The sequence below is a fragment of the Pseudomonas sp. 21LCFQ02 genome, from assembly GCF_024129895.2.
GTDB lineage: Bacteria > Pseudomonadota > Gammaproteobacteria > Pseudomonadales > Pseudomonadaceae > Aquipseudomonas.
Genome location: NZ_CM178749.1, coordinates 3035223 through 3047743, shown reverse-complemented (window position 1 = coordinate 3047743; position 12521 = coordinate 3035223). Strand labels below are relative to the sequence as shown.

Here is a 12521-nt window from a genome sequence, read left to right as displayed (position 1 = left end):
GACGCAAAAAAGGCCCGGAGCAGCAACTCCGAGCCTTTTTCCAGATGACATAAGCACCTTCAACGCTTGTGAATTCTCAGCGTCCTTCTATCGGCTGTCAAGGCCGAGGGGCAGGTACTGCCTGCCGTTCAGCGCCCCACTCACGGGGTACGAAGGAGTATGGATGAGAGTCCGGATTGAACCGCGCCTCCTGCGCGAAGCCGTGCGCTTGCACTATGGCACACGTCTATCAACGCGCGAAATTGCTCATAGCACTGGGCTTTCGCGCAACAGCCTCAAGCGCTTACAACGCCATTTGGAGCGCATTGATCTCGACTTGGGTCAGCTTGCCGGGTGGAGTGATGAACAGCTCTATGATCATTTGGGGATCAAGCCATTCAGTGGCTTTCGCTTGAAAGCTTGTCCCGACTGGAATTGGGTGCATGCGGAGATGCGCAACCCCAGCGTCACCTTGGAACTGCTATGGCGTGAATGGCGGGCCACCGAGCCAGGCGGCATAGCCTATTCGCAGTTCACGTCCAGCTATCGCCGCTTCCTACAGCAGCAGCCATTGGCAATGCGTCAGCTGCATCAGCCTGGCGACAAGCTCTTTTTGGATTTCTCCGGCAAGACCATGCCGGTCTATCTGGACGGTCAATCAGAACCTCGGATGGCGCAAATCTTTGTCGGTGTGCTGGGCTACTCCAGCTACACCTTCGCCTGCGCAGTCTGGAGTCAACGGATTGAAGACTGGATGCACTGCCATGTGCAGGCTTTCAATTTCTTCGAAGGTGTACCCCGCCTGCTTGTTCCCGACAATCTCAAAGCGGCTGTGATCAAGCATGGCAAGAATGAGGTTCAGCTCAACCTGATCTACCAGCAACTGGCCCAGCACTACCAGGCCATCATTTTGCCGGCGCGCCCGCGTAAACCTAAAGACAAGGGCAAGGTGGAGGCCGGAGTGAAACTGATTCAGCGCTGGCTGCTGGCAGCCCTGCGTCACCGTCGATTCTTCAGCTTGGCAGAACTAAATCAGGCCATATTGGAATTGCTACCGGCATTCAATCAGCGCCCATTCAAGCGACAGCCTGGTTGCAGTCGGCACAGCCTGTTCGTCGAGGTGGAACAGCCTGCTCTCCAGCCACTGCCGATCCACGCCTATGAGCATGCCGATTGGCGCTTCAAGGTGCGGGTGCGCAGTGATTACCTAGTGGAGTACGACAACCATCACTATTCCGTACCGAGCCGATTGGTGCAGCAGCAAGTGGATGTGCGCGCTACGGGCGAGGTCGTGGAGGTCTTTCACAACCATCTGCGTGTCAGTAGTCATCCCCGGCAGTATGTCTCTGGGATCAGCATGCAGCCGGAGCACAGGCCGCCCAACCACCAGTATTACGCTGAGAGTGAGCCCGCCGCATTGCTCGCTTGGGGCGAAAGGGTCGGGCCTGCGCTGCTACGTCACTTGCAGTATCACCTGACCGAACGTACCGATGTGGCCAACGGGTACAAGGCCGCCAGCGCTTTGCGTAAAGAGGCTCGTTTACATGGCGATGCCCGACTGGAGGAGGCCTGTGCCTATGCGCTGACCATTAATACCTTCGCCCTGAAAAGCCTGCAATCCATCTTGCGCGAGCAGCCCGACAAGCGTCCTGGTCTGAAAGCTCTGCCCAGCTCAACACCCGCTCACGAGAACCTGCGTGGTGCCCACTACTTTGCTGATGAAAAGGATCGCTCGACATGCTGAATCAGCAGACCCAAAGCAAGCTCCAGCAACTGCAATTGTCCGGCATGGCCAAGGCCTACCGCGATCAGCTTGAGCAGCCGCGCATGCAGGAACTTCCCTTCGATGATCGCTTCGGCCTGATGGTGGATCGTGAACTCAGCGAGCGCGAGAACCGCAAACTGTCTCGACTACTGAAGCAGGCGAAACTGCGTTATGCCGCGCACCTTGAGGATCTGGATTACCGCAGCAGTCGCGGTCTGGATAAGCAAGTGATCGCCGGTCTGGCGGGATGCTCCTGGATCGCTCAGCAACAGAACCTGCTGCTGACCGGAGCCACCGGCACAGGTAAGAGTTGGCTCGCCTGCGCATTTGGCAGCCAGGCCTGCCGACAGGGCTACTCTGTGATCTATAAAAACGCATCGAAACTCTATGAAGAGCTGCAAATCGCCATTGGTGATGGCTCTCTACCCAAGTACCGAGCAGCCTTGAGCAAAGCTCACCTGCTTATCCTCGATGACTTCGGGTTGGCACCGGTGGAGCCCACGGTGGGATATACCTTGCTGGATATTGTCGATCAGCGGATGCAGGCCGGATCGCTGATCATCACTAGCCAATTCCCTACTGAGCACTGGCACAGTATGTTCAACGACGCCACGCTGGCCGAGGCCATCCTAGATCGTATCGTCCACCGGTCACACCGAATAGGACTCAAGGGCGAGTCACTGCGTAAACAAGCAGCCAAGACGTAATCATCGATAACGAAGGGGCGATGGCCCCTTCGTCATTTAATTGCGGTGACCTGTCGTGAGGGGGAGCAGATTTAGCGCTTGGGTGGAGGGTCAGCATCGTCAGCGTAGTGGGTCACAACCACTGGAGTGGCTGGGTCAGAATCACCAGCGCGAGTGGCTCAGGATCTTCGGAATAAAGTGTCAGAATCACTAGCCCCTACAACAATCGGTCAAGAAGTGTCGTCGGAAGCAGATAGAAATTGCACGATCGGCAGCCCTTGTTGATCCCCGCGAATAGATAAACCTCGTGCTTGAGCAAAAAAGCATCACGTCGCGCTCTCGCAGTCGACTGGTAGCTGATGCTACTCGGATCAGATGCTTGAATTTTCTTGGGCGGAAGCATCTTACACGGCAGTGGATGCGTCATTGGTTCTCTGTCAGGATTGATGATGAATTGATCCTGACAGAGTGAGCAGTGGACCTCATGAACAACTCACAAGCCTGCGTGCCGTGCTATTCACAGATAGTGGCCCTGGATTAGGGGGTTGGTTTTTCCTTGATATCATCCAGATTGTTAATGCGCAATAATTTTGAACAGGCTTTTACAAACGAGAACTATGCAGAAAAATATAAAAAAATCGTAAGGTTATATCCCAGGCTGAATATAGAGATCAATCACCCTTAAAGGCACTAGGCAATGAAATTTAAAGCCATTGTAATTGACGCAAATATTTTGATTAAAAACTACGCATTGACCAGCCATTATCTGCATAAATTAGTAAAAACTAGAAAATTTTATGAGTTAGATATTTTCATCCCCGAAGTTGTTTTTGATGAGTGCATTGGTAACTATGAGGAATCATTGACAGATGCAAAAGAAAAACTTGATAGAATATATAAAAGCTTCGACCTACTAGGCTTGAATGGAATTTTAAACAAAAACTCTGCCGCTAAGAAACTAGATAACTCACATAAAAAATACCCTGCTCGCCTAAACAAATTCATAAAGGAAAACAACATAACAATCCTTCCATACCCATCTGTAAAACACAAGCATATTGTAGAGAGAATGAATCAGCGCATTAAACCATTCACAGACAAGAACGTAAAAGAAAAAGGGTATAAAGACTACCTGATAGTCGAGTCCATAAAAGAGCTTATCAAGGACAAAAAAAATTACAAAGTCATCTTTATAACTGAAAACCTTAATGATTTCGCTTGCAGTAATGAAATATCAAAAATAGGCCGAGACAACTTATTATCGCTAGATTCTCATTATGAGGCGCCCAATGTGTATGTAGCTCGTACCACTGCAGTTTCATTCAGAGAACTAAGCTCAAACATTCCAAAAACGTGTAGCGCAGATGTAATTAAAAAGTTTGACGCCACCCTTATAAAGCACATGAAAAAATGCATAATCGAACAAAGCGCCGCATTAAGCCACGATTTATTTTCTTCATTTCTAAATATTGAAATAGATGAAAAAAGCATATCTTGTGACGTAGTTGAAAGTAACGTGAACATCGACAATGAAACCGACATACTCGAAGCAAAAGGCATCATTAAAATATCTCTCTCATGCTCTTTTTCTGTGGATAACGTTGACTTACAAATCAAATTCATCGACGATAAGTTCTACTTCATTGACAAAGTAAGAGATAGAATACACCAAAATCGCTTGCCATTAAGAGGAGAATGGTGCGAGACCTTCACAGATGAAAAATTTAGCACAGAGTTTTTATTTGAATGCGTGCAATTTGATCATATAAAAGACCCCCACAACAGTCAAATATACATCGATATATTTAGACTATAGATATATACACCGACACAAGCAATAAAACTACATTATAAATTTAATTTAAAAACTTATTTAGCTGATATTTTCCACAACTGATCCAGCCGTGTTGTATAGCTCTGGCTCATCATATTTCGCCGCATGCCCCAGTCAGGTTCTGAGGGCACTGCTGCAGATCGTACAGCTCCCCACCGGCCATTAATGTCATCCATGACACGCATTATCGGTTTCAAGGCTATGTACGCGGAGCAATCTCCGCGTACATGATGAAGCGATCAACCCTGCAACATATGACTTATTTGGCTGAAAATAACTGGCCAAACTTATCATCGGTAAAAATGGCCATTCCACCAGTCTATGATGAAACGACTCAATCGGATTATCGGGAGATCTATAAGCTCTTTTAGCTTGAGCCTGCCGCCTGGTATTGCGATCAGCTTCTCCAGCAACATTGATGTGGCTTTCATTGCTTTAGCAGACGGAAAGGCGTCGCCGTGACTCTTCAGAAGCAGCCCCTCAAGCGCTTGATCAATATTAGGATTATAGTCTATTAACCAGCGCATAAGAATAAATTGAAATATTATATTGTAATGGCTTTCTAGCTCAGCATGCGGCCCTCCTATGAATTCACATAATTCTGAAATCTTAGCAAGATTTGGAGTTTTATCGTTTTGATAAACATACTCTAGAAGATAACCGCCAACCGAGACATAACCATGTTTTCGCTCCACCAAGCCAAGCATCGCGCTTGAAAAAAGCTCCATATCTATAAATCCACGTTGCAACAGGGTATTCAGCACTGCTTGAATCCAAACGCTATCTACGAGCTGATAAACATGTGAAGCAAACCCTCTAGAGTAAGCATCCTCTGTAACAAATAAAGCAGATTGATCTTTTGCAATGAAATATGGCGCTATACCAGCAGCGTTCAGTTCAACAAGCTTATCTGTAAGCTCGTCTGAATGCCTAGGAAAACTATACTCAACAACCTCACATCGGGACTCTATATCTCTTATAGATTCTAATATGCGAGCATTCTCCATGGATACAGCACCGAATAATTCTGCCTTATCAATTGACAGCATCTGCAACGTTTGTAACGTGTTATGCGAAACAATTACTCTGCTAAAGAAGGAACTCAAAGACTCAAGAAGTCCGAGTTCAGAGGCGACCCTCGCAGCATAGGTATCGAGGATGACTGGCTTGCCTTCGTAGCTTTCAACCAGTCGCATTGCGGTCATTCGATCTTCCGCAGTACCCACGCAGGTGCTCACTGCTCCAGCTTTAGATCGGACCAAATCATAAACGTCGAATATTCCTTTTTTGCTGAGGCCAGCAGCAACTTCTAAAGGCATATTTTTGTCAAGAATTTCTCCAAACAAAGTGTTATCCCAATCGGCTTGCCGCTGAACCATTGCAAGTAAAGAGTCAAAGTTGTTATCCTTCACGCTCAGCGACCACAGTCCTCCTGCATTAGGAAACTTTGTCTCGTAGTTCTTGCAAATCTCATGAAATGCGTATAAATAAGGATGCTTAATTTCTTCTAAAACCCAAACTATTTCGCCTTGAAGTTTGTCCTGTGCGAACTTGTACCCTACACCTTTACCCCATACTTGCCGGGTATAGAAATCTACTTTTTCTGGCGAGAGATCAAGGATATCTTCACAATTCCACTCAACATTTTTTTCAATTGCTTGTCCTTCGGAAGGCACAAGCCGATAATAGCACCCATTACTGACAACTGTTACCGAACCCAAAATCTGTTCTTTTTCGACCATAATAAAAGTACAGAAGAACCCCAACGCAACGTCTGCCGAATCTGGATTTTCTGCCCAGATCTTATAAGCATCTGCAAGAGCCTCGGCTCCTTGACCTGTTGATGCTCGCACTTTAGCCACATGCATACGCTGCTCAGGATTGCCATCGAATGCAGTAAGATCATAGGTATCGAAGAGTTTCGTCAATGCCAAACCATCATTACTCAATTTGGCGATGTCGCATAACACTATAAAAGAAAATAAGTCTTTCCCCCCATTCTTAATGTACTTCTCAATTAAAGGAACTGATCGCTTAAAATCATTGCGCTTAAAATACAAACACCCGACCAATAATTCAAACCCTTTGGGCTCAGGAATTATATGTTTTTCAAAAAAATCGATAGCCTCTGTTCTGATTGGATATTCATTTAGGAATCCCAACGCGAGCATATGCTTTAGTTCGTAGTTTACAATAGCGAACGGATGCGACTCCAGCCGAGAGACAATCTCCTGCCATAACATCAAATAACGGACAAGTTTCATATAATGACAAAACTCAATTACTTCGCTTTTCTCAGTAACTCGATTGCGACCATATGAATGAGCGATCTTAGCAATTGAAACAACTTCACTTGCAGTAGCAAACTCGAACAATAGTAGTCGACCGCGACTATCAAGCACACGGCTCTCCAAGAGATTGTTTAACTGATCTTTGCCATGTGCTTTGCCAACGAAAGCTCGCGCAATGTAAACTACTACTTTAACATGATCAATGAATGGAGAATCAAACCTCTCAATAGCATAATCCTGAATTCCGCTTAGTCCGACCCAATCTTTATTCGCTATTTTATTTAATACCCTGATTTCCTTTTCTTTTCCAACATCAGCAATCTTTACCACAGCCTTTTCAAATAGATCGCCGCCCTGAAGATCGATCAAGCTGCGAGCTACAATCTCGATTAACTGCTGATCGTCTGCCAAGTCAGACAACACATAAGAGCACTCTCTAATGAGCGCTTCGATGTCACTTGAAAGCTTGTATAAAACCAGAAGATTCTGAATGTTTTGAAGATCACCATCTTGCGCAACTCTATCGCTTTTTTTAAATTCCTGCCATTCAGCGGCTAAGTAATTAGCCGCCAACTTCAGCTCACTCACCTCATCTTCCGTAAATGTAAATCCGTTCGCAGTTTTACTGTTATTAATATAGTGATGAAGGATGCCTGACGCAATAATACTTTTTACCTGCGCATCATCAGGGAACTCATCTAAAAAACTCTTAGCTAAATCCATCCACCCCTCAACCTCCTGCGAAGCTAGAAGATGAATGTGCGCAATACGCACAGATTGATTTAATTTAACTCGCTCACTAAACTGTTCAAATGGATCTGAAAACTGCCCCTTATTGGCGTATTCAATACGAGTAGCCTGCAATATAAATGCAGCTAAAATCTCATTATCCGGTTGCTCTATGATCTTCTCGCGACCATACTCAAGAGCCTTACTAGCGTCTCCTTTAAGGATATATGCCAAAGCTTTAAATGCGACTGCTCTTTTATCTTCAGGGGCGTAGGTGCAAGCTTCAAGAATCAGATTCGGAACTTTACGAACCTCACCTAATTGATACTTACAAAGTGCGATATTTATTTTTACTCGCAATATCAAATAATCACTAAGTTTTTCCTTTTGGTCAGCCAAAAGTTTTTCAAAAGATTCAAGAGCAGCCTTTATCGCTCCGGCGTTCATTTGGTCTTTATAATGATCGATCTGCCGATCAAACTCAGTCTCCAGATCTCCAGTCGCTTCTTGAGCTATAGCGACGTGTTTGACTAGATCAGATTTTGAAATAGCCTCAACAATAGCTTCAGGGGAATTTATTGTAATAGGCGCGGTATTCACACCATTAAAAGCCACGCTTGAATTTTTTGCCGCTACATTAGTACTCCCTGAGTTACTAATGTAGCGACCGATGAGCCCCCATATTCCCACTATTACTTCTCTTTAGTATGAGTGATGGTGATATTGCCCGAATTTTTTCCATTGACGGTTGCAGAACCGTTGTCTGCCTTAATTTTTAAATTACGATTTCGTACGAATTTGAAGCTGACTACAAAAACTATGCAAAGGAGCAGCGCCCCACCCAATATCAGCTCTGGATTTTCAGCCAATGAAAAACTCATATCTACTTCCTTTATGCTCTACATTAAAATCCTAATCCTACCGGAGAGTATAGCCACATGCCACGCCACATCCTCTTTTACAAGGGATTGATCCATAGGCGTCCGATAGGTGTGCTTGCATGGCCGATGACTGGCCTCGACTATCTCAGATTTGTGCTTTTTGAGGTCAGCATCAGTTAACTCGCTGTCGCAGTAAAATGGCAACCTCAGGTCCTGAGTCATGGATCGGCGCTGAAAACCGAGCCTTCCCAAAAGACCTGATAAAATACGTTATCACGCTATTCAGGGAACCAGCCGATGAGCACACCCCAGCCGCCCAAGACTTACCACGCGCACCGTGTCGACACTCTGGTGGAGCTGTACGCCGATGTCGCCGAGCAGGCGTTCGGCACATTTCTGGATCAGGCCATCGACCCGGCTGCCCTTGAGGGCTTTCATCCCAGCGACGATCCCGATGGACTAATGGAGCAGCATGAAAGAAGGCGGGTCGCCGGCATCAAGACCATCGTGTTTGCCGCCATGGCCATCGAGGCGGCCGCATTTGAATACGCAGCGATGAGCTTGGGTGACCCAATTGCCAAGAAGCTGGACAAAATGGACCTGGAGGGGAAATGGATGATTGCCCCCAGCCTGTCCTGCGGCCAGGCGCTCGATGAAAAAGGTCCGGCGATGAATGGCCTCAGGAACCTGGTGGCTGCACGCAATACTTTGGTGCATCACAAGTCCAGCCCGCGTGACAGCGAAGGAAAGTCGGTAGCGAGAATGATGAAGCGCTGGGCCGACTTTGAAAAAGACCAGGTACCCAACGCCTTCAAGACCTTGGTGCTGCTCTCGCTTGAACTGGATACGCTACCAAACCACATTATCAGCCCCCTCCCCTATTACAAGAAGCCCAAGCCCCCGTTCCAGGACTTCCCGCGTCATCCTGGCGTCATGGCAGTCATTGAACGTTGTCGCGAGACTCATAAAAAGCATCAGAAGGAAGCTTGAGGTGTCAGACCTGATCCTTACTAGCGAACGCCGACTGACCGCCGCGCAGTTCCAGCAACTGGCCGAAGTGCCGGCAGCGGTCGAGTGGTTCGCCAATATCGACAACCTGCGCACCCGCCGCGCGTACCAGGGCGACCTGCAGGACTTCTGCAGCTTTGTCGGCCTGGCCGGCGCCGAGGAGTTTCGCAGCGTGACTCGGGCGCACGTTTTAGCCGGGCGCGCCCAGCTCGAACAGCGCGGCCTGGCCGGGGCCACGATCCGGCGCAAGCTGAAGAACGTTCTTGCCGCCTTTGCTACTGTCTGCGGCGACTGTCAATGGTACGGTGCCACGCCTGCTCCACCCAGCTTAATGAACAAAAATCCTTTTGTGAGCTGAGTCATGATGCCTGCCTCTAGTCCTGCTCGATCTTGGGCGCCGATGACTGTGCCCTTCTATGGCCTTGGCCCCGGTTGCTAAGGCCGGGGCTTGGGTACCTGGTGCGTTTCCCTCGAACAGTTCAGTCGTCCCTGCGGGGATAAACCTTAGCGGCGAATGAAGGTGATCAGCCCAATCGGCATGTTGAGTTTCCCATCAAGAGAGGCCATGTATTCTTGGGCACCTAGTGATCGCCCGTTGTCAAAGGAAGGCGTGCCTTGCAGCTTCGCTGATGACAGGACGAATGATGTTGAGTCGCCAATATCGTCTTTCAACGGGTAATGACCAGCAGACATGTAAACGACAAATTCCTTATCTGTCAGCGGGATGTTTGCACACTGGCTTGCGGCATCGATCCATCCGAAAAGGTAGCCACGACTAAATGGGAAGTTAAGCTTGGCAATGATGCCAGGCGCAGACCTTTCAGACATCAAGCTAATTGAAATCATCTCTCCAGCACGGAAAGCAACCTCCGCGCTGATCTGTGGAAGTTTTGGTACGTCGGACTTAGAAACTAAACGTCTGATTAAGCTGAACATTTTTCCTGCTCGATTCTGGGGAGCGAAAAGCCTTATTTTCTACTGCCGCTGCCCAGCTCGATGGCTGGGCTTGGCGTGTACCTAGTGCGTTTTTCCTTTAATCGGACGCTAACCCCATGTGCATGGCATACCAAGCACCGATATCCATACAGCCCTCCCCTACATAACGACCGCCAAGACGCCTAAGAAAACCCTGCTTAGCGTCCTCTGTAGACAATCTCAGCCAAGGGCTATCATCACCATACGAGACCAAGAGCTGTCCATTTGGCGCTCGCTCGGCTTTGTATTGAGCAAACTCAGTTTCGTCACTTACAGCTTCGTGAAGGGCATACACGTCTTCGACTAGGCCTGTACGCACAGCTCCATCAAGCCACTCGTCAAAATCAGTCAGCGTTGGCCTTCTCATTGTTGATACCTCAAGTTTCTCATTCCGTTGATTGGGGAGACCCAAATGGCATCCCTCCACGGCCTCGGCCCAGCGCGCGGCTGGGCTTGGCGTCCACTTGGTGCGTTTCCTAAACGTCTTCGCGTGGCGGCAAACCAAGCTCAGAACGATACTGATCTGTATCAAAGGTCAGGTGCCCATCCGGTTGCGACACGCTTCTGTTTCCAGCGGTAGCCCAGACCAGACCTATCTGTTTGTGTTGCCGAAGCCAATAGGTTACCCGTCCGTGTGTCCCACGACTGTTCACAGTCGTTGCGTGCACCTCAGTGAAAGTGTCTCCTTCGTGCGCGATCTGCTTGCCTTTGTAAGGTCCATCGATTACCGGCAGACGTTTTGTGACATCCCTTTTAAACGTACCCATGATTTTTCCCTTTAATAGTCGGTCCAAGGATACACATCACCCTGCGCGTCACGAAGAAGCTCATACACATGCTGGTCACTCACTTCTTCATCGGCTCCGACGAAATAAGCGCCGTTCTCGCACTTGACCCAGGTGTCACCCACTACCCATAACACGCAATCAGGTATGGCCCACACCATTTGCATCACTGGGGCAAGCATCAACGGGTGAGCGTCATAGGGTGCAGGTATAGCCATCGCCGATTCCCTTGATTTCGCGGACGCGAAAACGAGCGTCCTCCTACGTCCTCGGCCCCGGCATTTAGGCCGGGGCTTGGGTATACCTGGTGCGATTTCCCATCGTTAGGCTTCTTGGTTGGGCTGAGGTTGAAGCTGCATTTTCTGACAATCAGAGCCGTGCTTTCGAATGAAGCCCTGCATCGCTTCTGATATCGGAGGCTCAACGTAGAACTCCCCATATCGGCTCAGGAAATCAGCCCAGTGGGCTTTCAAAATCCCCTGGTGCCTAAACTTTGGAGCAAGCCAGATCCAGTGCAATCCCCACTGCCCTGCCTCCTGATCTGATCTTCCGTGGTAGAAACCGCATGCCCCAGCAATTGTGCCGTATGAGTCTCCTGCAAAGAGATAGCCGTGCCACCCTTCGCTCGCTCGACGCTCATTGGATCCGTCCCACTGAACCCTGTCATAACGAAACTCGCGCCTGAAAGCTCTGGCACGCTGGTACACAGCTTCGTGCATCCACAGGGGACTACTCGAATCAACCAGCTCGGCATGAGCACTGGAGGCAAGTCTTTCGGCGAATCGCGCATCAGGCACTGGGTCAAACAGCTGCTCCGTCCACTCATGCTCAGATGCGTGAGCTCGAGCCTCCATGGAGTCGTTCGTGAGGTACTGGTGTTTGCAGTACTCGCAGGTGACGAACTCCTGAGGTAAAGGTTCGACATAGTCTGGCCCCTGTACCTGAAGCTGGATAGCGACACTTCCAGCCCACGTCATGGTGACCTGATAACCGTTGGCGTCCGTATGATGTGTCGTCGAGATATCAGACCCAACAGCCTTTAGATCCGCCCTCAGTGTAATCTGCCGCTTTCGACGATCTTGGTCGTACCTAACAATCAATAGCTCGCTTTGTGTGAGAAGCTGTTTTTTTCCGAGCTCACACGCCAGCACTGCTATCAGATTCTGAGGATGGACTTGGAGGCCAAGGTGTTCCAGTTCAATGAGCAGCGCTACTGCGTCAACCGCAGTCAGCCCTGGATACCCGTAAGCCTCATCTTCGGGAAACTCGGGTGAGATATAAACCCACTGCTTAGGAATCTCGAGAGGCTCAAGCAGCTCTTCGAAAAGTCGCTCAATCGAATTGTATCCACGCCGCTCAGACAGAATGAGGTAGTCCCCCAGAGGGGTACTCGTGGTCATTCCATCTTTCAGCAGGCGCCGCTCAAAGGCGATCAGCTTGGTTGGCGGCCTGCTGGGTTGGACTGACTCCTTGAGTAGCGTGCAAAGCACTGTCAGCACTTCGCTCTTAACAACTGTAGCCATCGTCGAGCCTTTGCCTTCTCTAGGTATAGGGGCTTGTGATTCTGAAACTGATGTCCATGATTACT

9 protein-coding genes and 2 pseudogenes are annotated in these 12521 nt (G+C 48.7%); 5 read left to right on the top strand and 6 right to left on the bottom strand.

From position 1 onward, the window contains the following. Positions 1-163 precede the first annotated feature (163 nt). The 3 genes from istA (at position 164) to NJC40_RS13580 (ending at position 4246) form a co-directional block, all read left to right on the top strand. Complete coding sequence (gene istA / locus NJC40_RS13590; protein ID WP_042920212.1) at positions 164-1723, top strand: IS21 family transposase; 1560 nt, start codon at positions 164-166, stop codon at positions 1721-1723. After that, the gene (gene istB, locus NJC40_RS13585; RefSeq protein ID WP_042920210.1) at positions 1717-2451 is read left to right on the top strand and encodes an IS21-like element helper ATPase IstB; all 735 of its coding nucleotides are present in this window, start codon (positions 1717-1719) and stop codon (positions 2449-2451) included. The genes istA and istB overlap by 7 nt, the downstream gene beginning before the upstream one ends. 676 nt (positions 2452-3127) lie before the next feature. Next, positions 3128-4246 (top strand): PIN domain-containing protein, encoded by a 1119-nt coding sequence (locus tag NJC40_RS13580; protein ID WP_253138832.1) that lies wholly within the window; start codon positions 3128-3130, stop codon positions 4244-4246. Positions 4247-4299: 53 nt separating this feature from the next. On the opposite strand, the pseudogene NJC40_RS13575 reads toward NJC40_RS13580, so the two are convergent. The 3 genes and pseudogenes from NJC40_RS13575 to NJC40_RS13565 all read right to left on the bottom strand — a co-directional run. Continuing rightward, positions 4300-4452, bottom strand: a pseudogene (locus NJC40_RS13575) (DUF4113 domain-containing protein); the annotation flags it as partial. A 102-nt stretch (positions 4453-4554) separates the two neighbouring features. After that, complete coding sequence (locus tag NJC40_RS13570) at positions 4555-7899, bottom strand: tetratricopeptide repeat protein (protein ID WP_253138836.1); 3345 nt, start codon at positions 7897-7899, stop codon at positions 4555-4557. 77 nt (positions 7900-7976) lie between these two features. After that, positions 7977-8165, bottom strand: a complete 189-nt coding sequence (locus NJC40_RS13565; RefSeq protein ID WP_253138839.1) for a hypothetical protein — start codon at positions 8163-8165, stop codon at positions 7977-7979. A 297-nt stretch (positions 8166-8462) separates the two neighbouring features. Here NJC40_RS13565 and NJC40_RS13560 point away from each other — a divergent pair, with 297 nt between their 5' ends. After that, the gene (locus NJC40_RS13560) at positions 8463-9155 is read left to right on the top strand and encodes a hypothetical protein (RefSeq protein WP_253138842.1); all 693 of its coding nucleotides are present in this window, start codon (positions 8463-8465) and stop codon (positions 9153-9155) included. A 1-nt stretch (position 9156) separates the two neighbouring features. Then, positions 9157-9447, top strand: a pseudogene (locus tag NJC40_RS13555) (site-specific integrase); the annotation flags it as partial. A 230-nt stretch (positions 9448-9677) separates the two neighbouring features. Here the strand turns inward: NJC40_RS13555 and NJC40_RS13550 are convergent. From NJC40_RS13550 to NJC40_RS13540, 3 genes are all read right to left on the bottom strand, one after another. Next, entirely contained in the window at positions 9678-10109 is a 432-nt protein-coding gene (locus tag NJC40_RS13550; protein ID WP_253138845.1) for a hypothetical protein, read from the bottom strand. Between the two features lie 817 nt (positions 10110-10926). After that, positions 10927-11151, bottom strand: coding sequence for a hypothetical protein (locus tag NJC40_RS13545; RefSeq protein WP_253138848.1), 225 nt, complete (start codon positions 11149-11151; stop codon positions 10927-10929). Between the two features lie 105 nt (positions 11152-11256). Then, positions 11257-12456, bottom strand: coding sequence for a hypothetical protein (locus NJC40_RS13540; protein ID WP_253138850.1), 1200 nt, complete (start codon positions 12454-12456; stop codon positions 11257-11259). Between the last annotated feature and the right edge of the window lie 65 nt (positions 12457-12521).

Bases quoted from the DNA above. Each gene is read 5' to 3' on its own strand.
- istA (WP_042920212.1), top strand. From the start codon at position 164: ATGAGAGTCCGGATTGAACCGCGCCTCCTGCGCGAAGCCGTGCGCTTG.
- istB (WP_042920210.1), top strand. From the start codon at position 1,717: ATGCTGAATCAGCAGACCCAAAGCAAGCTCCAGCAACTGCAATTGTCC.
- NJC40_RS13580 (WP_253138832.1), top strand. From the start codon at position 3,128: ATGAAATTTAAAGCCATTGTAATTGACGCAAATATTTTGATTAAAAAC.
- NJC40_RS13565 (WP_253138839.1), bottom strand. From the start codon at position 8,165: ATGAGTTTTTCATTGGCTGAAAATCCAGAGCTGATATTGGGTGGGGCG.
- NJC40_RS13560 (WP_253138842.1), top strand. From the start codon at position 8,463: ATGAGCACACCCCAGCCGCCCAAGACTTACCACGCGCACCGTGTCGAC.
- NJC40_RS13550 (WP_253138845.1), bottom strand. From the start codon at position 10,109: ATGTTCAGCTTAATCAGACGTTTAGTTTCTAAGTCCGACGTACCAAAA.
- NJC40_RS13545 (WP_253138848.1), bottom strand. From the start codon at position 11,151: ATGGCTATACCTGCACCCTATGACGCTCACCCGTTGATGCTTGCCCCA.
- NJC40_RS13540 (WP_253138850.1), bottom strand. From the start codon at position 12,456: ATGGCTACAGTTGTTAAGAGCGAAGTGCTGACAGTGCTTTGCACGCTA.